At 61.2% G+C, this 20,246-nt stretch carries 20 protein-coding genes, 1 other RNA gene and 3 pseudogenes; 9 read left to right on the top strand and 15 right to left on the bottom strand.

Going from position 1 to position 20,246, the window contains the following annotated elements:
- A pseudogene (locus GOB82_RS07545) lies at window positions 1-99 on the top strand (IS5/IS1182 family transposase); the annotation flags it as partial.
- Window positions 100-128: 29 nt separating this feature from the next.
- The gene (locus GOB82_RS13410; RefSeq protein ID WP_242007261.1) at window positions 129-611 is read left to right on the top strand and encodes a hypothetical protein; all 483 of its coding nucleotides are present in this window, start codon (window positions 129-131) and stop codon (window positions 609-611) included.
- A gap of 35 nt (window positions 612-646) precedes the next feature.
- Here GOB82_RS13410 and GOB82_RS07555 read toward each other — a convergent pair.
- From GOB82_RS07555 to GOB82_RS07570, 4 genes and pseudogenes are all read right to left on the bottom strand, one after another.
- A pseudogene (locus GOB82_RS07555) lies at window positions 647-1,648 on the bottom strand (transporter).
- A gap of 41 nt (window positions 1,649-1,689) precedes the next feature.
- Window positions 1,690-3,216 (bottom strand): amino acid permease, encoded by a 1,527-nt coding sequence (locus tag GOB82_RS07560; RefSeq protein WP_166121752.1) that lies wholly within the window; start codon window positions 3,214-3,216, stop codon window positions 1,690-1,692.
- 329 nt (window positions 3,217-3,545) lie between these two features.
- Window positions 3,546-4,631, bottom strand: coding sequence for a DNA polymerase IV (gene dinB / locus GOB82_RS07565; RefSeq protein ID WP_166121754.1), 1,086 nt, complete (start codon window positions 4,629-4,631; stop codon window positions 3,546-3,548).
- A 133-nt stretch (window positions 4,632-4,764) separates the two neighbouring features.
- A complete protein-coding gene (locus GOB82_RS07570) occupies window positions 4,765-5,385 on the bottom strand; it encodes a hypothetical protein (protein WP_166121756.1) in 621 nt (206 codons plus the stop codon).
- 168 nt (window positions 5,386-5,553) lie between these two features.
- Here GOB82_RS07570 and GOB82_RS07575 point away from each other — a divergent pair, with 168 nt between their 5' ends.
- Together GOB82_RS07575 and GOB82_RS07580 are read left to right on the top strand one after the other, a co-directional pair.
- Window positions 5,554-6,627: a quinone-dependent dihydroorotate dehydrogenase gene (locus GOB82_RS07575; RefSeq protein WP_166121758.1), complete on the top strand. Its 1,074-nt coding sequence runs from the start codon at window positions 5,554-5,556 to the stop codon at window positions 6,625-6,627.
- 21 nt (window positions 6,628-6,648) lie between these two features.
- On the top strand, window positions 6,649-7,500 hold the full coding sequence (locus tag GOB82_RS07580; protein ID WP_166121894.1) for a TIGR01459 family HAD-type hydrolase: 852 nt from the start codon (window positions 6,649-6,651) through the stop codon (window positions 7,498-7,500).
- Window positions 7,501-7,548: 48 nt separating this feature from the next.
- Here the strand turns inward: GOB82_RS07580 and GOB82_RS07585 are convergent, their stop codons facing one another.
- The 5 genes and pseudogenes from GOB82_RS07585 to GOB82_RS07605 form a co-directional block, all read right to left on the bottom strand.
- A complete protein-coding gene (locus GOB82_RS07585; RefSeq protein WP_166121760.1) occupies window positions 7,549-8,364 on the bottom strand; it encodes a YmdB family metallophosphoesterase in 816 nt (271 codons plus the stop codon).
- A gap of 24 nt (window positions 8,365-8,388) precedes the next feature.
- Window positions 8,389-8,979 (bottom strand): 5-formyltetrahydrofolate cyclo-ligase, encoded by a 591-nt coding sequence (locus GOB82_RS07590; RefSeq protein WP_166121762.1) that lies wholly within the window; start codon window positions 8,977-8,979, stop codon window positions 8,389-8,391.
- Window positions 8,966-9,121, bottom strand: a non-coding RNA gene (gene ssrS, locus GOB82_RS07595) — 6S RNA. Before ssrS ends, GOB82_RS07590 begins: the two co-directional genes overlap by 14 nt.
- Window positions 9,110-9,469 (bottom strand): annotated as a pseudogene (locus tag GOB82_RS13665) (cell division protein ZapA); the annotation flags it as partial. The gene ssrS and the pseudogene GOB82_RS13665, both read right to left, overlap by 12 nt.
- 2 nt (window positions 9,470-9,471) lie before the next feature.
- Window positions 9,472-9,738 (bottom strand): hypothetical protein, encoded by a 267-nt coding sequence (locus tag GOB82_RS07605; RefSeq protein WP_166121764.1) that lies wholly within the window; start codon window positions 9,736-9,738, stop codon window positions 9,472-9,474.
- Window positions 9,739-9,794: 56 nt separating this feature from the next.
- On the opposite strand from GOB82_RS07605, the gene GOB82_RS07610 reads away from it, so the two are divergent.
- The 4 genes from GOB82_RS07610 to GOB82_RS07625 all read left to right on the top strand — a co-directional run bounded on the left by GOB82_RS07610 (window position 9,795) and on the right by GOB82_RS07625 (window position 12,441).
- On the top strand, window positions 9,795-10,328 hold the full coding sequence (locus tag GOB82_RS07610) for a hypothetical protein (protein WP_166121766.1): 534 nt from the start codon (window positions 9,795-9,797) through the stop codon (window positions 10,326-10,328).
- Window positions 10,325-11,239 carry a class I fructose-bisphosphate aldolase gene (locus GOB82_RS07615; protein ID WP_166121768.1) on the top strand — a complete coding sequence of 305 codons (915 nt, stop codon included), beginning with the start codon at window positions 10,325-10,327 and terminating at the stop codon, window positions 11,237-11,239. Before GOB82_RS07610 ends, GOB82_RS07615 begins: the two co-directional genes overlap by 4 nt.
- Before the next feature lie 11 nt (window positions 11,240-11,250).
- Window positions 11,251-11,874, top strand: coding sequence for a thiamine phosphate synthase (locus GOB82_RS07620; protein WP_166121770.1), 624 nt, complete (start codon window positions 11,251-11,253; stop codon window positions 11,872-11,874).
- A 123-nt stretch (window positions 11,875-11,997) separates the two neighbouring features.
- On the top strand, window positions 11,998-12,441 hold the full coding sequence (locus GOB82_RS07625) for a DUF2501 domain-containing protein (RefSeq protein WP_166121772.1): 444 nt from the start codon (window positions 11,998-12,000) through the stop codon (window positions 12,439-12,441).
- A 62-nt stretch (window positions 12,442-12,503) separates the two neighbouring features.
- Here GOB82_RS07625 and GOB82_RS07630 read toward each other — a convergent pair whose 3' ends face one another.
- The 3 genes from GOB82_RS07630 to epmA all read right to left on the bottom strand — a co-directional run bounded on the left by GOB82_RS07630 (window position 12,504) and on the right by epmA (window position 15,090).
- Window positions 12,504-13,481 (bottom strand): fasciclin domain-containing protein, encoded by a 978-nt coding sequence (locus tag GOB82_RS07630; RefSeq protein ID WP_166121775.1) that lies wholly within the window; start codon window positions 13,479-13,481, stop codon window positions 12,504-12,506.
- 70 nt (window positions 13,482-13,551) lie between these two features.
- Complete coding sequence (locus tag GOB82_RS07635) at window positions 13,552-13,956, bottom strand: hypothetical protein (protein WP_166121777.1); 405 nt, start codon at window positions 13,954-13,956, stop codon at window positions 13,552-13,554.
- Window positions 13,957-14,052: 96 nt separating this feature from the next.
- Window positions 14,053-15,090, bottom strand: coding sequence for an EF-P lysine aminoacylase EpmA (gene epmA, locus GOB82_RS07640; protein WP_166121779.1), 1,038 nt, complete (start codon window positions 15,088-15,090; stop codon window positions 14,053-14,055).
- A gap of 20 nt (window positions 15,091-15,110) precedes the next feature.
- Between epmA and GOB82_RS07645 the strand changes: the two genes are divergently transcribed.
- The gene (locus GOB82_RS07645) at window positions 15,111-16,160 is read left to right on the top strand and encodes a lysine-2,3-aminomutase-like protein (protein WP_166121781.1); all 1,050 of its coding nucleotides are present in this window, start codon (window positions 15,111-15,113) and stop codon (window positions 16,158-16,160) included.
- Between the two features lie 9 nt (window positions 16,161-16,169).
- Here the strand turns inward: GOB82_RS07645 and ggt are convergent, their stop codons facing one another.
- The 3 genes from ggt to GOB82_RS07660 form a co-directional block, all read right to left on the bottom strand.
- A complete protein-coding gene (ggt, locus tag GOB82_RS07650; RefSeq protein WP_166121896.1) occupies window positions 16,170-17,900 on the bottom strand; it encodes a gamma-glutamyltransferase in 1,731 nt (576 codons plus the stop codon).
- Window positions 17,901-18,013: 113 nt separating this feature from the next.
- On the bottom strand, window positions 18,014-18,814 hold the full coding sequence (gene map, locus GOB82_RS07655; protein WP_166121783.1) for a type I methionyl aminopeptidase: 801 nt from the start codon (window positions 18,812-18,814) through the stop codon (window positions 18,014-18,016).
- 110 nt (window positions 18,815-18,924) lie between these two features.
- Window positions 18,925-20,100, bottom strand: a complete 1,176-nt coding sequence (locus GOB82_RS07660; protein WP_377792257.1) for a D-alanyl-D-alanine carboxypeptidase family protein — start codon at window positions 20,098-20,100, stop codon at window positions 18,925-18,927.
- Between the last annotated feature and the right edge of the window lie 146 nt (window positions 20,101-20,246).

The raw sequence follows: 20,246 nt of genomic DNA on the forward strand, positions 1-20,246 counted from the left end.
CTCAAACAGTTCCGCGCGATCGCAACCCGCTACGACAAGCTTAAATCAACCTTCCTCGCTGCGGTGCAGTTCGCCTCAATCATCATACTGCTTAACTGACGACACGCTGTAACAGTGTGAGTGGGTATATGAGTGCGCGTGTTCGCAAGGTTCAAACCAGAACGGCCAAAGCGGAAAAACCGACACTGATGGAGAACCTGAAGGCCACGCGTCGGCCTCAGGCATCCAGAAAGTCTGCGGGGTTTGCTTCGGAACCAGTTGCAGAGCTTCGGGCCGTAAATCCTACCCAACCGGACGTTACGCCGAATGCTGCGTTGCCGGCCACGAAAACCAACGGAGCACAGCCGTCCATGCAGGAAAAACAGGAAACCCAGTCGGTCATTTTTTTCGATGGTGGCTGGTATCTCGACATGTATCCCGATGTGCGGGAAGCCGGTGTGGACCCTCCGGAACATTTTCTGAATCATGGGTCACAGGAAGGCCGTAGCCCCAACGCGCTGTTTGACAGCCAGGCCTATCTGCGTGCGAACCCGGATGTGGCGGAATTCGAACGCGGCCCGTTTGTCCATTATGTTTGCTTCGGCTTCCAGGAAAAACGCCCCCTTCGCTGAAAATCAGGCGCGGTTCCTCTTGGGTAGTTTGACGCTCAGAAGACACTGTTAAAAGCAATCTGTGGGGAAATCACGGTGCCGGTGTTGTGGCCTGCAAAATAGGCTGAGACACCGGCAATCACGCCAAACCGGGGTGACCAGCTATATTCTATTGCCGGGGCAATCAGCCAGTCTCCCGTTGAGGCTCTGGTGAAGTCGACGGATTTTCCCTTGCCGTCATACCCCCGCACACGGGCGCCGTTCGCCCAGTCTCGCGCCAGATCCATGGCCAGAACCCATTTCTGGTTCACACCATATTCCAGAGAAAAGCCGCTTTGCCCGGACATGCCGGGTTGCCCTTTGCCGCGGAAGCCTGTGTCTGTTCCATAGCTGGTGACATCCCTCAGGCGGGCGGTGGTCAGAGCCCGGCGGAAGGTGCCCCATACGCGCAGACGCAGTTCGTGCTGACCCGGAAGAGTATAGGTGGACTGTTCCGTGAGCGCGGCGCGGAACACATAGGTCCCGGTTCCAATACCATCCTGCGTGCGGCCCAGCCTGGAATAATCACCGGTCGGCATACTGACGCCGGCAAACAGGCTGAGAGCCGGAATGTAGCGCTCAGGCCGTGCATTGAGAAAACGCCACATCAAATCAATGGGCAGATCTCCCAGTTTCAGGCCGCTGGTGGAGCCGTTGTGCCGTTTCCAGCCATACGAGATGGAGGGCGTCGTCTGCACGCTGAGCGTATCCAGAATGGAATATTTATAGAGGGTAAAGCTGGTAACAGTCTGCTGGCGTGGGTGCAGGGGGTGGCTGTTGCCGAGTGCGTCCAGATAGCCGGTGGGCTGGCTGTACATCATGTAGGGCTACCACGCGAGAACACCTTTCTGGGACAGCGCCCCCGAGGGGGAGACCAGAGAGCCGGTATACCATTGAGGTTTCGGGACATCCGGCACTTGTGACCCTGAAGCGAGACTGTTCCCGGTATCTTCGCCTCTGGCGACTCCCAGTGATCCGATAAGCAGCAGGAGAGCAAGGAAGGTATGGCCCGACCGCATTCCGGTGAGCGACCTCCTTCTGCTGCGCTCCAGCCGGGCCATCATGGCTTGCGCGGGGTGGCTGGGGGGGTGTCAGCCGGTCCGGGTTTTATGGGATGTTCCAGAAAATCTTCTGTCAACATGATGGAGGGCATGGTGGGCGGGGGCAGCGTTGCATCAGCGTCCGGCGTATGGCGGGCAAGTTTCCAGCCAATGGTCAGCAGGACCGCCAGAAGGGGAATGCAGCAGATGGTCCATGTGCCGTTGGGGTAGTCAAAAGCCATCAGGACCAGAACCCCGGCGAAGAACGCCAGTGTCAGCCAGGAACTGACGGGCGCCCACGGCATGGGGAATGAGGTGGCGGGCAGGTCGCCCCGGTTAATGGCCTTGCGGAGCTTGATCTGGCACAGAACAATGAAGCTCCATGTGCTCAGGATGCCCAGAGAGGCCATATTCAGGACAATTTCAAAAATCTGGGTGGGCAGGAAATAATTCAGCACCACGCCCACCAGATAGATGGAGACTGTCATGAGAATGGCGGCTGAAGGCACGGAGCGGGCGTTCATATAGGTCAGAAACCGCGGGGCGGAGCCGTCCAGCGCCAGCGCGCGCAGAACGCGGCCTGTGGAATACAGGCCTGAATTCAGGCTGGAGAGAGCAGCGGTCAGCACGACGATATTCATGACGGTATCAATGCCCGGCACGCCCAGACGCTCGAAAAATGTGACGAACGGGCTGACGCCGGCGTGATAGGCATGCCACGGCAGCAGCAGAACCAGCAGTGTCACGGTGCCAACGTAAAACAGGGCAATCCGCCAGATGACGGCATTGATGGCTTTGGGCAGTACGGAGTGGACATCCCGGCATTCACCAGCGGCGGTGCCGATCAGTTCAATGGCCGAATAGGCGAAAATAACGCCCTGTACGAGCACCAGAGAGGGTAGAATTCCGTGGGGAAACAGCCCGCCATTCTGTGTGATGAGGTGGAGCCCGGTGGTCTCACCGCCAACCGGAATACGTAAGCCTAGAATAACCGCGCCCACCACCAGAAACAGGGCGAGAGCCGCCACCTTGATGAGCGAGAACCAGAATTCCAGCTCCCCAAACCAGCGCACGCCGATCATGTTCATCCCGGTGATGAGGAGCAGGGCGAACAGCGCGAAAACCCATTGTGGCACAACGGCAAAGGTGCCCCAGAAGTGCATGTAGAGTGCTACAGCGGTAATATCGACAATGCCTGTCATGGCCCAGTTGAAGAACGCCATGGCCCCGGCCACAAAAGAAGCTTTCGGGCCAAGAAATTCCCGTGCGTAAGAGACAAAACTGCCGCTGGTGGGGCGGTGCATGACCAGTTCGCCAAGGGCGCGCAGCATCAGGAAGGCAAAAATCCCGCACACCAGATAAACCAGCGCCAGAGACGGGCCGACCTGCTGAAGCCGGGAACCTGCCCCCAGAAACAGACCTGTGCCAATGGCGCCGCCAATGGAGATCATCTGGATCTGTCGTTTGCCGAGCCCGCGATGGTAGCCTTCTTCCGTAAGGGACGGGGCTGGTGGGGCATCAGGCTGGTGGGGGGCGGTATGCAGCATTGAGGGTTCCTTGCGGGGGGCAGGGAAAGACTTTTCCTCAGGCGGTCCGGCACGTGCTTCCTGCGGTTTCAGCACCCCGGAGGGGCTGAAGGGGCGGGAGACTCTGTTTCTGGAGAAAACGCAAATTCACGGGAAGTCTGCGCCGTGCGCTTCAGGAGCCAGTCATTCCAATCAGAGTGTGAAGTATGACGAGCGTCCAGGCGTTTTTTTATTGATTTCCAGCTTTGGGGTTTTTTTATTTTTATTTTTCATGTTCAAAACTGTAAGGGAAAAATTCAGAATGAGACAGTGATTATCATGTGATTATTGTTATTTTTGTCATTTTTCACTTAAAAGTGAGAGAGGAGCGAGAGCTGCTCGGCTGCAGTCTGCTCTTCAGTGGAGGCCAGGGACGACACTGTAATGCCCAGCAGCCGCACAGGTTTTGGCAGCGGTAGCAGTGGCCGGAGCAGGAAGTGTGCCGTATGGGCCAGTGCAGTAGCGGAGGGTACAGGCTCTGTAAAGGAATGGCTGCGTGTGAGCTGAGTGAAGTTCACATAGCGAAGTTTTAATGTTACGGTGCGGCCGGAACGTTGCCGTCTGGTACAGGCGTGCCATACGCTTTCGGCCAGTGTGGCTAAGGCATTTTGTAAATCGTTCTCCCGGATCAGGTCTGTTTCGTAGGTCGTTTCTTTCCCGATGGATTTGCGGGGGCGGTGCGGCTCGACCGGGCGCGGGTCTTCCCCGCGGGCAATTCCGTAATAAAACGTCGCGGCTTTCCCGAAATGGCGCACGAGGGTGTCCAGCGTCTGCTCTCGCAGGTCTGCCCCGGTGTAGATCCCCAGAGCGTTCATGCGGGCCGCGGTGGCGGGGCCAATGCCGTGAAAGCTGTTGATGGGAAGTGCGGCGACAAATGCCTCTCCCGCGCCGGGCGGGAGAACGAACTGGCCATCCGGCTTGCGGTAGTCTGACGCCAGCTTGGCGAGAAATTTGTTGTAGGAGATTCCCGCGGAGGCCGTCAGCCCGGTTTCCTCCCGGATGGCGGCGCGGATTTCCCTGGCGATGGCGGTGGCCGTGTCGCGCGGCAGCAGTGGCTCTGTGACATCCAGATAGGCCTCATCCAGAGAGAGGGGCTGGATAAGGGCCGTATAGCGAGCGAAAATAGCATGAATCTGTGCGGAAACCGCGCGATAGACCTCAAAGCGCGGGGGCACGAAAATCAGTTCCGGGCATTTCCGTTGCGCAACGACGGAGGGCATGGCGGAGCGCACGCCAAATGTTCGGGCCTCATAGCTTGCCGCCGCAACCACGCCGCGTTCCTGCGAACGGCCGACAGCAACAGGACGCCCCCGCAAAGCCGGGTTATCCCGCTGCTCGACCGACGCATAAAAGGCGTCCATGTCGATATGAATAATCCGGCGTACAGGCTCAGTCATGCAGCGCAGACTAGCATGATCTCTCTGGTCCTGAAAAAGCCGGAGAGAAGGGCCTACTCAGACTCTGGCCCAGACTCTTGGGATTTTAGCCCAGACTCTGGTGCTTACCCGCGGGAAGGGCGGGGTCGTGCTGTCAGGGCAAGGCGGGCTGCCGGTGTGGTGCGGGATTCTGGAGCGCCTGCGGCCACCTGACGGATGCAGGGGTGATTTCAAAATCATGCCAGCGTGCCAGAGAGAGTGAGGCGGCTGTGGTGGGGCGCCTCTGCTGTGCGGCAGAGGGGTTTTCAGCAGAGGGCCTGACAGGCGGCAGGGTTCGCCCCGTGTGGTGTGAAAGCCAGTAGCCCGCGCCTGCAAGGCAGGCTCCCAGCGTGGTGATGGCGGTTGTCAGGCGGGTGAGCAGGTTCGGGACTGTCAGCAGGGGTTTCAGCAGGGTGTAAACCGTGGTGTCCTGTTCATTCTGGGCGGCTTCCGTTGCCAGAAGCAGGCTGTATTCTGTGGGGGTAACGGCCAGAGAGCGGCCGGAGCGGATATCCAGCGCGGGCAGTTCCAGCGCGGCCATGTGGGTCAGTGTTTCATGGAACGCGTCTGCCACAGCCAGAAATTCCTTCCGGAAACAGGGCAGGAACAGGCTGGTGGCGGAGGCACCGGGGGGGCGGGGGCAGCCGGAGGCCGTTCCGGCAAGGCGGCGAATGGTCCAGATAGTCAGCCGTTCGCTGCAGGCAAGGTCTGTCAGGTAAACCGGTGAGCGTGTCATGGCGTCATCCTGAAGGGTGCGGCCCTTCGGTCCTTTTTTGCGGTGATCTCCTGATCTAAATGAGAACAATTCTCATTTGCAAGACAAAAATGCAGGGATCACCATTCTGCCTGATGACAGAGGGATTTTCCTCTTTTCTTGTCTGCCTGCTTGGGGCAGTACAGACGCATGTCTGCTCTTGCTTCTCTCTCCCTTCCGCTCCTGCGCAAGCTGGACCCCGAAACCGCGCATGAACTCGCGCTGGATGCCCTGATGCTGGGTGTGTCCGTGCCAGTCAAACGCCCGCAGGATGACCCGGCACTGGCCACGCGCACCATGGGGATGCGCTTTTCAAACCCGCTTGGTATTGCCGCCGGGTTTGATAAAAATGCCCGTGTTATCCGCCCTCTGGCCAAGCTGGGTTTCGGGTTTGTGGAAGCCGGAACGGTGACTCCGCGCCCGCAGGAGGGAAACCCGAAGCCCCGCCTGTTCCGCCTGATGGAAGATCGCGCGGTTATCAACCGGATGGGCTTCAACAATCAGGGGATTGACCGGTTTACCGTGCGGCTGGCTCGCCTGCATCGCCCTCTGCCATCCGGGCGGGGAGCCGGGGCGGGGGTGCCAATCGGCGCGAATCTGGGAATCAACAAGACAGGGGCGGACCCTGAGCGGGATTACCCGGCGCTGGTGGCGCGGGTTAAGCCCTATGTGAATTACATTGTGCTCAACGTGTCTTCGCCCAACACGCCGGGGCTGCGCGGCCTGCAGGATGCAGCCCGCCTGCGCGGCATTCTCGATGCGATAGCGCAGCGCCACCCCGAGCGGCCGCCTCTGCTGGTCAAGCTGGCGCCTGATCTGGAAAATGATGCGGTTGGCCCGATTGTGGAAGCGGCCATTGCCGGTGGGGCGCAGGGCCTGATTGTGACCAACACCACGCTGGCCCGCCCGGCCACACTGCTCAGCCCGTATAAAACGGAAAGCGGTGGCCTTTCCGGCCGACCGCTGCGCACCCGGGCCACGGAAATGCTGCGGCTGGTGGCTGAGGCCTCTGCCGGGCGCATGGCGCTGATTTCCTGCGGCGGGATTGAATCCGGCGCGGATGTGCTCGACCGCATCCGTCTGGGGGCGGACCTTGTGCAGTTCTACGCGGCGTTTTCCTATGAAGGTCCGGCCATTCTCGGGCGGTTGAAGCAGGAGATGCTGGACCGCATGCGGGCCGATGGTGTGGAAACGCTCTCTGATATCCGGGGAGTGGATCTGTAAATGGCTTCCGCTCCCTCTGGCATGCAGACGCTTTCCGGCCTTTCCGCCGTGGCGGACCAGTATGATGGCTATATTATCGATCTGTGGGGCACGGTGCATGATGGCGTGCAGCCTTACCCCGGTGCGGTAGCGTGCCTTGAGGCCCTGCGGGCAGCGGGGAAGCGGGTGGTGATGCTCTCCAACGCACCGCGTCCCGCAGAGGTGGTGTGCCGCCAGCTTGAGGGGTTCGGCATAAGCCGGGCGCTGCATGATGGCGTGATGACCAGCGGGGAGGAGGTGCGCCGCCTCCTGCGGGAGCGGGATGACCCGTGGTTCGCGCGGCTGGGGCGGCGTGTGCTGCATGTGGGCGGCACGCATGATCTTGGCCTGTATGACGGGCTGGATCTGGACCGGGTGGCAGACCCTGAGGAAGCCCAGTTCATTCTGAATACCGGCCCGGATGCGGAGCGCGGGACAGACTCGGTTGAGCCGTATCTGCCGGAACTGCGGGTAGGTCTCGCGCGTGGCCTGCCCATGCTGTGCGCGAACCCGGACAGGGTTGTGGTCAAGGGTGGCCGCAGGATGATCTGCGCCGGAGCTCTGGCGTCTTTTTACGAGCAGCAAGGCGGGAGCGTGCGGTGGGTTGGCAAGCCCTACACGGATGTTTACGCGCCTGTGTTTTCCATGCTGGGTGTACCGCAGGATCGCATTCTGGCGATTGGCGATGCGCTGGAGACAGATATGCGCGGTGCCGCCGCCGCCGGTATTGCCGGGGCCTGGATTCTGGGCGGCATTCATCAGGAAATGGTGGGGGATGATGCCGCCCTTGCCGCAGCGGAAGCGGCTGCGGAGGGGCTGCACCCGGTGGCGACGCTGCCCCGGCTGGTCTGGTAGCGCCGGTCTGGAAGAACTGGTCCGGTCGCGCCTGAGCGCGAAGGCGGCTTAAAAATCGGGCAGGGTCTGGGCCAGATGGCCGCCCTGCCGGATGGGGGCGATGCGGCGGGCCAGACCCGTGGCATCATCCGTTTCCACCATGATGCCGCACATGGTAGCCTCGCCTTCCGCCGGTTGCAGGCGTTCGCCCGGCATCTTGCGGACAAAGCGGGCCATGGCGGGCTCCTTTGTCATGCCGATCACACTGTCATAATCCCCGCACATGCCGGCATCCGTCTGGAATGCCGTGCCTGCGGGCAGAATCCTGTGGTCTGCCGTGGGGGTATGGGTGTGGGTGCCCACCACCAGAGAAACCCGGCCATCCAGCACGTTGCCAAAGGCCCATTTCTCACTGGTGGCTTCCGCATGGATATCCACCACAATGGCCTGCGTGGTTACACCCAGACGGTGGCGGCCCAGCAGCTCATGCATGCAGCGGAAGGGGTCATCCATCGGGTCCATGAACAGGCGGCCCATGGCATTGACCACCAGCGCCTTGCGCCCGTCCGGCAGGTCCACCTGCACACTGCCGTTGCCCGGTGTGCCGGGCGGAAAATTGATGGGGCGGATAATGCGGGGGGCGGAGGCGATATGCCCGATCAGGTCTCGCCGGTCCCAGCTATGGTTCCCCAGCGTGATGACATCCACCCCGCCTTCAAACAGATCAGTCGCAATGGCGGGAGAGAGGCCAAATCCGTGGCTGGCGTTTTCCGCGTTGACCACCACCAGATCCAGCGCAAGCGTTTTCCGCAGCGTTGGCAGGCGGGATAAAACGGCCTCACGGCCACACCGGCCAACAATATCGCCCAGAAACAGAATTCTCACGCCGTCATCTTTCTTCGTTTGCAATCAGTCAAAATGCAGGGTCTCCCGTTCTGTTACCAGACAGGACAGGGGCTGGTCATAGGGGCCGGTGGGAAGCTGTTCCACTTCCTGCGCGGCCAGAGCATACCCCACACTGCGTACACCGGGCAGCGTTGCCAGGGTGCGGTCATAATAGCCGCCGCCGTATCCCAGCCGGTTGCCGCTCCGGTCAAACCCCAGCAGGGGGACCAGAATAAGGTCTGGCGTTTCCAGAGGGCCATCAGGCACCTGCGTGCCAAAGCGGCCACGCAGGAGCGGGGTTTGGGGCGTCCACAGGCGGAAGGAAAGGGGCTGCCCGCGCGGAGGCGTGTCCGGCAGCAGCACATGCCGCCCGGCAGCGCTGAGCTGGTGGCACAGGGGGCGCAGGTCAATTTCGTGCGCAAGAGGCCAGACGCAGGCAATGGCGCGGGCCGGGGTTGCCAGAATCAGGGCCGCCAGCCGTTCCCGCAGGAGGGCATCTGCACCCTCGGGGCGGGTTTTAAGGTGTGTCAGGCAGTGCGCGCGCAGGGCCTGCTTGGCCTCGGCAACCGCCGGGGGGTCTGACACAAGGGAAGAAGGGGAGTGCGAAGCCGCCATGGCCGTTGGTCTTTCAACCTCCAGGACCTGCGTGTGCAGGTGGGCGCCGGATAATGTGACCAGGGCCACAACAGAGCCAGCTCCCTTAGGAAGTGCTTATCGGCCCAGGGGATGACTCGCCTGACGTGCCGGGCAGCTCCGCCTCTTCTATGTAGGCCTGCTCAAGGGTGGCTGCAATAGCTTCCGCACATTCCGCCATGTCAATCAGGCGGCTGTTCATCAGTTTCTGCTCTGTCCGCAGGCGTTCAGCCTCTTCAACAGCCTGTGTGGTGCTCTCGGGCACATGCTGGCTGGAAAGATCCTGAATTTCGTCCGCCATGAACAGAGCTGCCAGCACCAGCACACGGCTTTCCCCGGTAAAACCGAGGTCCCGCACGCGCTGGACGCGGCGTTCAACCTGCTGGGCCATGGCCTGAACATGCCGTTCCTGACCGTTTTCACACCCGACGGAGTAGCTGTGACCGTTAATGCGAATTGAAACGAGCGCCATAATTATTTATCTTCCGGTCGGTCCGCGTGGGCCAGAGCATCCCGTACACGGCTGATCAGCACGTCTACGTTTGCAACGAGTTCCTGCCTGTCCACACGTTTGCGGTCTTTGGCCTGCCGGCTCTGGGCAAGCGCAAAGGAAATCCGTTGCAGGGCGCGGTTCAGCCGGTCAATCGGATCTTCTGCCGCGGGTGCGGGGGGTGCTGGCAGCGGGTGCGCTGCGGGTGCGTTTGACTCTGTTACAGATGGCCCGTGGCCCTGATCTTGCATTCTTGTCTACCCTTCAGTCAAAAAGGAATCACCCGCAAAACGCGGCGGCGTCAAGCATGGTTACGGAAAACAAGACAATTTTATCCGCTCCTTTTCTGCCATACGGCTTCTTTACACTTCATGATTACGCCACCGGCATGGCAGTTTATCACGCGGCGCACAAAGCGGGTGTGCTAAAACCTGACGCCGGGATGGCCCCGTTCGGGTTTGTGTCCGCCCCCGGTGCCGCGGGGTTCATGGGGATGGGGTGGTGGCGGGCGCTGCTTGGGCGGATGGAAGAGGCCACCGATTGCCGGTGGTTTGATGCGCTGGATTGCGGCAGCAGTGTAGGCCATGCCATGATGGCTCTCACGCAGGGCCAGAAAAACGTGATCCTGCAAACCGATTCCAGGCGTATGGACGCCGTGCGGAGTGTGTGTGAAATAGCCGGAGGGCTGCTTTTTTTCGCCCGTCCGCCATCATTTGACCTTACCGCACCGCTATCTTCACAAACGCATCTTGCCGCGTATTTCGCACGCAGTTATTGCGAGAAGATGGTACCGGGAAACAGAGGCCCGGCAATAAAACCAAGAGGAAGGATTTCTCAATGACGCTTACCCCGAAGGTTAAGGCTATTCTTGACCAGTATGAGAGTGACAATCCCGGTACAAAAACAAATCTGGCCCGCTTCCTGAACGCGGGTAAGCTGGCAGGCACGGGTAAGCTGGTCATCCTGCCGGTTGATCAGGGCTTTGAGCATGGCCCGGCGCGCTCCTTTGCCGCCAACCCTGCTGCGTATGACCCGCACTACCATTTTGAGCTGGCGATTGAAGCCGGGCTGAGCGGCTATGCGGCTCCGCTGGGCATGCTGGAATGTGGCGCAGCAAAATATGCGTCTGAAATTCCGCTTATCCTGAAATGCAACAGCTCCAACAGCCTTGCTACGGAAAAAGACCAGGCCGTGACCGGCACCGTGGCGGACGCCCTGCGTCTGGGCTGCGCCGGGATTGGCTTCACCATCTATCCGGGTTCTGAATACTGCTTCGAGCAGATGGAAGAATTCCGTGAACTGGCAGCAGAAGCCAAGGCCGCTGGTCTGGCTGTTATCCTGTGGAGCTACCCGCGTGGCCCGATGCTGGACAAGGTAGCGGAAACCGCGGTGGACGTGTGTGCCTATGCTGCCCATATGGCGGCTCTGTGTGGTGCGCACATCATCAAGGTCAAACCGCCGACGGATCAGGTCGCGCTGCCTGTCAACAAAGCGGCTTACGAGGAGAACAAGATTGATGTCTCCACGCTGCCGGCGCGTATCCGCCACGTGGTGCAGTCCAGCTTTGCCGGCCGCCGCATCGTGATCTTCTCCGGCGGTGAAAAAGCCGGGACGGATAACCTGCTGGCAACCATCAAGGGCATTCAGGAAGGTGGCGGCTTCGGCTCCATCATCGGCCGGAACGTGTTCCAGCGCCCGAAGGCGGAAGCTCTGGATCTGCTCAACCAGATCATCACCATCTTCAAAAGCTGAAAACCACAGGCATGACAACAGGACAGGGGGCCGGGGTGACGGCGTGTGATGTCTATCTCGCCACCCCCGTTCTGCGGGATGCCGGGTCTTTTCTGCCAGATCTGGCGCGGGGGCTGCAGTGCCAGCCTGCAGCTGTCCTGCTGCGGCTGGCAGACGCTCCGGATGCGGAGCTGACCAGACAGATCCAGACGTTTCAGTCTGTTGTTCAGGCGCAGGATATTGCCCTGATTCTGGAGGACAGGCCGCTGCTTGCCGCCGGAACCGGGTGTGATGGCGTGCATCTGTCCACCCGCTTTGCCGGAGCCTCCATCAAGGATGTCCGCCGGCAGGTGGGGGATGACCTTCAGCTTGGCGTGGCTGTTGGCGGCAGCCGGGATGCCGCCATGCGTGCGGGTGAGGCCGGGGCTGATTACATCAGCTTTTCAACAGCAACACCCGTTGTGGCGGCAGAAGGGGAAGCTCCGGAAAGCCTCGCGGCCCTTGTGCGCTGGTGGTGTCTGGTGATGGAACTGCCTGCCGTGGTTGAAGTGGAAGACCCTGCTCAGGTGGCGGACTTCATACAGGCGGGCGCGGACTTCGTTCTTCCCGGCCCCTCTTTCTGGGAACAGCCGTCTCTCTGGACGTTTTCCGGCTGAGGCCCCTTGGGGCGCCATAGTTCAGCCATGTGCGTCTGCCATGCCTGCAGCCTGATCTTCAGCTTGAAGACCTGTCGGTATGATCGCATACACGACAAGGACGTTTGAAAAAGGGGTGGGTCCATGGTGAACAAGAAAACTCTTCTGACACTGGCCGTTACTGCCGCTCTGGCCGGAGGCGTGTCTTCCGCGCAGGCGCAGAGCTTTGGCAGCATCGGGCAGAATGCCCTTTCCGCTGCGACTGGCAGCATGAAAAGCAGTGCTGCCGGAATGCTGGGGAACATGCTTCCCAGCCTGTCTTCCGCCAGCACGAGCAACCTGACCGGTATTCTGGGATACTGCGTGCAGAACAATGTGCTGTCCGGCGCGGGCGCAACCTCTGCCAGTTCCGTTCTGGGCACCCTGACGCAGCAGCAGGGCGTGACCTCGTCCAGCAGCTATAGCGCTGGCCAGCAGGGCCTGCTTCAGACGGGGAATAACCAGATGTTTTCTCTGGCAAACCTGCAGGGCCAGCTGAAAACCAAGCTGTGCAACATGGTGCTGAGCAAGGCTCAGTCCCTGCTGTAATCAGTCTCTGATGGGCTGATAAAGACGCCTGCCGGTAAAAACCGGCAGGCTTTTTTTTGTGCTCAGCGCACCAGATCATCCTGCAGGCCGGGGGGCGTGGCAAGCGTGTTGGCGCTTGCTGCCCGATGGCCCGGCAGAGGCTGGCTGGTAAAGGCGGCAACCGGGGCGGCTGCGGCCTGGCTGGCCATTGCAGTGTGCGTCACTTTGCGGGCGGTCGTGCGGGTGGCGGCCCGTGCATGGCGTGGGGCCGACGCAGGCTGGCTGACAGGCGGCAGCAGCAGAGACTGCGTGAAATACAGCATGCCGTTGGATTGCGGAACGCCGGTCACCCACAGGCGTGTGGTCATGCCTTCCCCGTTGCCCAGAATGATCTGGCCTGTGGGCTGATCAATCCATGCGGAAAGCGTGCGGCCATTCAGTGTGGGCAGTCCGACGGAATGAGTGGGAGAGGCCAGAGCAGCGGCACGCAGCTTATCGGCTGACCATTTTCCCTTCACGATGGAATAGGCCAGAATTTCCCGCAGGAGCGCCGTGTTTTCCGGGGTGGTCAGCTTGCCATTGGTGCGTTTTGCATACTGCTCCAGCACAGTGTTCGGGATACCGAAAACGGTAAAAGGCCCGCTCTGCTGGAGGGTGGCGAACAGCCCGGTTGTGTTCAGGCCGTGAACGTAATCCGCCATCTCGATCGAGGCGGGCAGCGTGTCAGACAGCGGGCGGTCACAGAAGGCGGGGCTTTCCGGGTCGGCATAGGCAATGAGGCTGTCCGGAATGCCTTTCTGGTTTTCTGCCGCGGCCTTACCCGGCGCATAGGTCCGAGCCCCGGAAATGGTGGGCAGCATATAGGAGCAGGTTGAGGCATGGGTAAGGTAGGGGTCCTGCCGGGCCTGACTCTGGCACCCGGCCAGAGCCGTGAGCGCCAGAAGCGCCGGAGCCAGCAGGACTGGCCTGAAAGAGACTCGTTTGAAAGAGACTGGCTTGAAAGAGACCGGTCTGAAAGATGCCGGCTTGGATGTACGTGCCGGTGCGCAGTGAGGCCACATGGGCGTCTCCCAAAAAATCATGCCTTGAAAAACAGGACTGGAGTCGTGTGGCAGACTGCGCCGGGCATGGTCAGCATCCGTCTCCCCGCATGGTCCAGGCGGAGACAACTCCGTTTACCAGCTCAAACGTGGTCTGGCAGGTGTATGTATAGCTATAGGCTGTACCGCCCCAACCGCCACCCCAGCCGGGTCCACCCCAACCGCCCCAGCCCGGGCCGCCCCAGCCGCCATACCCCCAGCCACCGTAGCCCCAGCCGCTCATGGGCATGGAGTAATCGGTCTGCTGGGTGATGTAGGCAAGGAAGGTGTGTTGACCGGAGGTGAACTGGCGGGTGGGCACCCCAAAGGCCCGGACAACGTCTGTCGCCTGTTTGCCAATCATGGAATCAAGCTGGCGGCGTTCCTTGGCAGTTGGGACCTCACAGGCTGCCAGAGACAGCATGCTCACCAGAAGAAGGAGTTTTTTATGCGTCATGACACAATCCAGACAGGGTGAAACATGCCAGCCCGGCAGCATGTGCAAAATGCTACCGGGCCAAGGTTAACAAACACGTACCCTAAATCTTGCAGACTAACGGCTCAGCCACAAGACATCCTGTATCCGGCGTGTGCCGCAGGCCAGCATCACCAGCCTGTCAAACCCCAGTGCAATGCCGGAACAGGGGGGCATGTGGGGCAGGGCCTCCAGCAGGGTTTCATCCAGCGGCCACTCCGCCCGTGTGGGGTAGAGCGCCTTCCGGGCCGCCCGGTCTGCCAGAAAGCGGCGGCGCTGTTCCTCCGCGTCTGTCAGTTCCTCAAAGGCATTGGCCAGCTCCATGCCCGCCGCATACAGCTCAAACCGCAGGGCAACGCGCGGGTCTGCCGAGTCCCGCCGGGCAAGAGCGGCCTGGCTGGCGGGCCAGTGGGTGAGGAACGTGGGGCGGGTGCGGCCTATGGCAGGTTCCACCCGCTCCAGCAGCAGCCGGAAGAACAGGTCTTCCCATGTTTCATCCGCCCGGAGCGTGCAGCCTGCAGCCTGTGCCAGAGCTTTGGCATCCCCTTCCGTTGGCAGCAGGTCCACACCGGCATGGCGGCGAAAGGCCTCCTCCATGGTCAGGCGCTCAAATGGCGTGTGGAGTTCCAGAGTCCGGTCCCGCTCCGGGCCGGTATGCTCCAGCCGGGGGGGCAGCACGGCCTTGATCAGGGCTTCGGTTTCATCCATCAGCGCGGCAAGCCCGGCGGCGGGGTGATACCATTCCAGCATGGTGAATTCCGGCGCATGCAGGGCGCTCTGCTCGCCATTGCGCCAGACCCGCGCGAACTGGAACACCGGCAGGCCCGTGGCGGCGACAATGCGCTTCATGGCAAATTCCGGGCTGGTATGCAGGAACAGGGTTTCCTGCTCGCCCTGCGGTGTCTCACGCTCGGTGCGGAAGGGGTAGAGATGCACCTCCTCTCCCGGTACGGGCACGGCGTAGGGCGTTTCCACTTCCATATGGCCCTGTGCTTCCAGAAAGGCGCGGATGCCGCGCACCATCAACCCGCGGCGGCGCAGAAAAGGCAGGCGGTCACGAATATGCGCCGGATCCGGCAGCGCGGAATGGCGGTGTGGGATTGCAGAACTGGACATGGTGAGAGTAGAGCCGTCACATGTCTCATCCGGTCAAGCCCCATCCCATCCCCCGCAGGCTTTTACGCACGCCTGAGGATCTGATTGCCGCTGGTCTGGTGCCTCCTGAACAGAAGGACGCGCTGGAGGCCGTGGCGCAGGCCTATGCCACAGCCATTCCGCCCGCGTTTCTGGACCTGATTACCCATCCGGATGACCCGATTGGCGTGCAGGTCATCCCCTCTCCTGAAGAACTGCTGGTCACACCGGAAGAGCAGTCTGACCCGATCGGGGATGACGCACTCTCTCCCGTGCCGGGTATTGTGCACCGCTATGCGGACCGTGCCCTGCTCAAGCCCCTGCTGGTCTGCCCGCTTTACTGCCGGTTCTGTTTCCGGCGGGAGCATGTGGGGCCGGATGGCGGCGTGCTGGATGATGCCGCGCTGGAAACAGCGCTGGACTGGCTGCGGGCACACCCCGCCATTCAGGAAGTGATCCTGACAGGGGGAGACCCGCTGATGCTCTCCCCGCGCCGGCTCGGGCAGATTATCACCGCACTGTCCGCCATGCCGCATGTCACCACCATTCGCCTGCATACCCGGGTGCCGGTGGCCGCCCCGGAGCGGATGACAGAGGCGCTGCTGGATGTGCTGGAGACGGATAAATCCATGTGGATGGCCGTCCACATAAACCATGCGCGGGAGATGTCGGATGCCGCCCGGGCTGGCCTGAAGCGCCTTGTGCGGCGGGGCATTCCGCTGCTGGGCCAGTCTGTTCTGCTGCGCGGCGTGAATGATAGCGAGCAGGCTCTGGAAGACCTGTTCCGCAGTATGGTGGCGGTGCGGATGCGCCCCTATTACCTGCATCAGCTCGACCCGGCTCCCGGCACGGCGCGCTTCCATGTGCCGGTGGAGGAGGGGCAGCGCCTGCTGGCGGGCCTGCGCGGGCGCGTTACCGGGCTGGCCTGGCCCACCTACGTGCTGGATATCCCGGGCGGTTACGGCAAGGTGCCGTTAGGCCCGGGCTATGTTGAGGGCGCCCTGCAGGTACGAGACCCGGAAGGGCGCTCGCATACCGTGCGGCGGCTGTAGGCGCGCAGGTTACTCGCCTATAGCTGCGCCGCCGGGGTGCCTGCGGTCATACCCGCCATAGTAGCGGGCTGAGCCTTTTTCGTTCAGGCGGGGGCCACCCACCAGAATGCCTTCGGGAATCCCCCACGGAGCATGGGGTGAAAAATGATACCCTTCGTGCTCCAGCGTTTTTTCAACCTCCGGGGAGACCGCACCGCTTTCTGCCTCCACGGAGTCCGGCAGCCACTGCTGGTGCAGGCGCGGCAGATCAATAGCCTGCTGGATATCCAGCCCGTAATCCACCACGCCGAGCACAACAGAGAGCACAATGGTGGGAATACGGGAGCCGCCGGGGCTGCCAATAACCATCACCGGTTTTCCGTCACGGGAGAGAATGGTGGGAGACATGGAGGAAAGGGGTGTCTTGCCCGGTGCAATGGCGTTGGCCGTACTCCCCACAATGCCGAACATGTTGGTCGAACCGGGTTTGGCGGAGAAGTCGTCCATCTCGTCATTCATGAAAATACCGGTGTTGCCGCCAATCACCTTTGAGCCAAACCAGCCGTTCAGCGTGTAGGTGGTGGAAATGGCAAAGCCGTTTTTATCAATAACGGAAAACTGGGTTGTTTCGTGCTTTTCCGGGGTGGCGTCACCCGCTTTCAGTGTCGCGGAAGGGATGGCGATATCCGTGGGAATGTGCGCGCGGATTTCCGCCGCATAGGCGGGGTCCAGCAGATGCGCGACCGGATTTTTTACGAAGGCCGGGTCTCCAAGGTCACGCCGGTCGGAATAGGCGTGACGCATGGCTTCAATTTCATAGTGCAGGGCCGGGGCGGTATGCAGGCCCAGAGCATGCATGTCATAGCCCGAGAGAATGTCGAGAATTTCACACAGGGCAATCCCGCCAGCGCTGGGCGGCGGCGCGGTTTCAACCAGAAATCCGCGATACGTGCAGCGGAGGGGGGTGAGGTCCCGCGGGGTGTAGCGTGCAAAATCAGAGGCCTGCAGCACACCACCATTTTTACTGGATTCTGCAAGAATGGCCTGCGCTATTGGCCCTTTGTAGAAAGCATCCGGGCCGTTCTGGGCAATCTGTTCCAGAGAGCGGGCAAGGTCTTTCTGCACCAGACGGTCCCCCACCTGCAGGGGTGAGCCATCTGGGCGCAGGAAAATGGTCCGGGCGAAGCGATCAGCCCTGAAAGCTTCGGTCGATGTGTTCAGGAGGGAGACATCGCCTTCCTCCAGCACAAATCCATCACGGGCCAGCGCAATGGCCGGGGCCATCACAGCTTTACGGGAGAGATGCCCCCATGTGCGATGCACCTTGTCCAGCCCCGCCACGGTGCCGGGAATGGCGACAGACTTCCAGCCGGTGACGGAAAGGTCCGGAATCACAGCGCCCTTGGCGTCCAGATACATATCGGCACGGGCGGCTAGGGGGGCCTTTTCCCGGAAATCGATAAACACGGCCTGTTTGCCCGGTTCACGCAGCAGCATGAACCCGCCGCCGCCAATATTGCCTGCCGCCGGATACACAACGGCCAGAGCATAGCCCATGGCCACGGCCGCATCGGCTGCGTTCCCGCCCTGCGCGAGAATACGCGCCCCGACCTGAGAGGCCAGCTTCTGGGCCGAAACAGCCATGCCATGTTCCCCCGGTGTGGGGGCGAGGGGCGGAAGCCCGCCCGGCTGAAGGGAGCCATATGCCAGTGGGTCCGGTGCACTGGCGGGCTGAGGTGCCGCGAAGGAGGAAACAGGCATGCTGCCCGCGCCACACGTCAGCAGAACCAGAGCGGCAGAACGCAGGGCGGCCAGAGGGCGGCCTGCCAGAGAGCGGCTGGGTAGAGGGCGGTTGGGCAGAATGGACATGCGGGTCAGCCTTCAGTCGGATAGGGCGGGCAGGTATAGCCAGCGGGCGAGAGGGTGAAAATCTCGTAGCCGGTTTCGGTAACCCCCAGCATATGTTCAAACTGGGCGGACAGAGAGCGGTCCCGCGTGACGGCTGTCCATCCGTCATCAAGAATCTTCACGTCAGCTTTGCCGATATTCAGCATCGGTTCAATGGTAAACACCATCCCGGCCTTCAGCTTCATGCCCTCTCCGGGTTTTCCGAAATGCAGCACCGTGGGTTCCGCATGGAAGGTGCGGCCAATGCCATGCCCGCAGAAATCTTCCACAATGGAGTAGCGGTGTTTTTCAGCCAGTGTCTGGATGGCGTGCCCGATATCACCCAGCGTCGCGCCAGGGCGGACCACTTCAATACCGCGCATCAGGCACTCGTACGTGGTTTCAATCAGTTTGGCGGCTTTCAGGGGCACTTTGCCAACGGTATACATGCGGCTGTTATCACCATACCAGCCATCGACAATGGAGGTGACGTCAATATTGACGATATCCCCTTCCTGAAGGGCTTTCTCTCCGGGAATGCCGTGGCACACCACATGATTGATGGAAATGCAGCTCGATTTGGGGAAGCCACGATAGTTCAGCGGGGCCGGAATGGCACCGTGGTCCAGAGTGTATTCGTGAATGATACGGTCAAGTTCACCCGTGGTTACGCCGGGTTTGACGTAAGGGGTGATCATATCCAGGGTGGCCGCAGCAAGGCGCCCCGCGATGCGCAGGCCCTCAAAATCCTGTTCGTTATACAGAATAATGCCGTTTCTGCCTGCCATGCTGATGCTCCCTTTTGATACAGCGCTCATTTCAGAGAGATGCAAAATGGAGACAGGGCGCAGCAAAGGCAACCCGCTTCCTGAGTGGAAGCGGGGAATTCAGGAAAAAATCACGTGTGGTTGCGTGAGGAACGGCCAGACCGTGTGCGGTGTGTTGTGGCGGTGGCGGGGCGTACTTTTGCCCCGATCAGCCGCACATGGTGCCCCCCTGTAACCGGCGTTGCCAGCACATAGCGGCGGCCGTGGCGCAGGGACCGGCGGCCTGTGGGGGCTTCGGCCACTTCCAGCGGTGCATGGCGGGCGGAGGCCGCCGCCAGCATGATCACGCGGCCACCACGGGTACGGCGGGCGGAAACCGTATTGCGAGCCAGAACCAGCGGACGCGGCACCGGCGCCACGCCCTCGGCATCAAAGCCGCGGTCAAGCTGGTTTGCCATGGCAATCGTGCGCTGGCCGTTGGAGGAGGCCCCCAGCACCACGCCCACAAGCCGCACATCATTGCGGATGGCGGATGTGACAAGGTTGTGCCCGGCTTCCTGCGTGTAGCCGGTTTTCATGCCATCCGCCCCGGCATAGACTTTCAGCATGGGGTTATGATTGGGGATCATGCGCCCATGGAAGCGGAAAGCCGCTACGGAGAAGTAATGATAATCTTCCGGGAAGTCTGTCACGATATGGCGTGCCAGAACAGCCAGATCACGCGCGGTGGTCAGCTGTTCGGGGTCCGGCAGACCGGAAGCATTGCGGAAGGTCGTGTTGGTCATGCCCAGAGCACGGGCCTGCTGCGTCATCATCGCGGCAAACTGCGGCTCACTGCCGCCGCCCAGAAGTTCACCCAGCGCACACGCGGCATCATTGGCGGATTTGGTGACCAGCGCCAGAATAGCCTGCTCGACCGTCAGATGAGAGCCGGGAACCAGACCGAGTTTTGAGGGTTCCATAATAGAGGCATGGATGGAGACAGGCACACTCTGGTCAAGCGTGATGGTGCCGGCACGTAGTGCGGAAAACGCCATGTAGAGCGTCATCAGCTTGGTCAGGCTCGCGGGGTAGCGGCGCAGGTCCGGATCATCCTGAGCGAGCACGGCGCCTGTGCGGGCATCCATGACGATAGAGCTCATCTGCCCGGCATATTGTGCGTGGGCTGCACGTTCAGTGATAAAGGAGCCCAGAGCAACCCCGGCCAGCAGACCGGCCCATTTGCGCAACCGGGAGGGACGTAAGCATGAAGGTGCGGCCTGTGTGTGGTGGCCTGTCCCGTGTCCTGCTGCGTGAATTTCTGGCACTGCGCGATCCTACCTGTTTTTTTCTTCAGGATATCAGGGTTGTGGTACTTCAGATTATAAGGCCGCGTCTATAAGAAATCTGGAGACTCCGGACTCTGCGCGGTGCTCTTGACCTCATGGTGTCAGGGTATCATGTGGCATAAATA

This window comes from Acetobacter farinalis (assembly GCF_011516935.1).
Classification (GTDB): domain Bacteria; phylum Pseudomonadota; class Alphaproteobacteria; order Acetobacterales; family Acetobacteraceae; genus Acetobacter; species Acetobacter farinalis.

Bases quoted from the DNA above. Each gene is read 5' to 3' on its own strand.
- GOB82_RS07590 (WP_166121762.1), bottom strand. From the start codon at position 8,979: ATGGCGGCTTCGCACTCCCCTTCTTCCCTTGTGTCAGACCCCCCGGCG.
- GOB82_RS07615 (WP_166121768.1), top strand. From the start codon at position 10,325: ATGACGCTTACCCCGAAGGTTAAGGCTATTCTTGACCAGTATGAGAGT.
- GOB82_RS07635 (WP_166121777.1), bottom strand. From the start codon at position 13,956: ATGACGCATAAAAAACTCCTTCTTCTGGTGAGCATGCTGTCTCTGGCA.
- GOB82_RS07580 (WP_166121894.1), top strand. From the start codon at position 6,649: ATGCAGACGCTTTCCGGCCTTTCCGCCGTGGCGGACCAGTATGATGGC.
- GOB82_RS07605 (WP_166121764.1), bottom strand. From the start codon at position 9,738: ATGCAAGATCAGGGCCACGGGCCATCTGTAACAGAGTCAAACGCACCC.
- GOB82_RS07575 (WP_166121758.1), top strand. From the start codon at position 5,554: ATGTCTGCTCTTGCTTCTCTCTCCCTTCCGCTCCTGCGCAAGCTGGAC.
- GOB82_RS07630 (WP_166121775.1), bottom strand. From the start codon at position 13,481: ATGTGGCCTCACTGCGCACCGGCACGTACATCCAAGCCGGCATCTTTC.
- map (WP_166121783.1), bottom strand. From the start codon at position 18,814: ATGGCAGGCAGAAACGGCATTATTCTGTATAACGAACAGGATTTTGAG.
- epmA (WP_166121779.1), bottom strand. From the start codon at position 15,090: ATGTCCAGTTCTGCAATCCCACACCGCCATTCCGCGCTGCCGGATCCG.
- GOB82_RS07570 (WP_166121756.1), bottom strand. From the start codon at position 5,385: ATGACACGCTCACCGGTTTACCTGACAGACCTTGCCTGCAGCGAACGG.
- dinB (WP_166121754.1), bottom strand. From the start codon at position 4,631: ATGACTGAGCCTGTACGCCGGATTATTCATATCGACATGGACGCCTTT.
- GOB82_RS07645 (WP_166121781.1), top strand. From the start codon at position 15,111: ATGTCTCATCCGGTCAAGCCCCATCCCATCCCCCGCAGGCTTTTACGC.
- GOB82_RS07560 (WP_166121752.1), bottom strand. From the start codon at position 3,216: ATGCTGCATACCGCCCCCCACCAGCCTGATGCCCCACCAGCCCCGTCC.
- GOB82_RS13410 (WP_242007261.1), top strand. From the start codon at position 129: ATGAGTGCGCGTGTTCGCAAGGTTCAAACCAGAACGGCCAAAGCGGAA.
- GOB82_RS07620 (WP_166121770.1), top strand. From the start codon at position 11,251: ATGACAACAGGACAGGGGGCCGGGGTGACGGCGTGTGATGTCTATCTC.
- GOB82_RS07625 (WP_166121772.1), top strand. From the start codon at position 11,998: ATGGTGAACAAGAAAACTCTTCTGACACTGGCCGTTACTGCCGCTCTG.
- GOB82_RS07610 (WP_166121766.1), top strand. From the start codon at position 9,795: ATGGTTACGGAAAACAAGACAATTTTATCCGCTCCTTTTCTGCCATAC.
- ggt (WP_166121896.1), bottom strand. From the start codon at position 17,900: ATGCCTGTTTCCTCCTTCGCGGCACCTCAGCCCGCCAGTGCACCGGAC.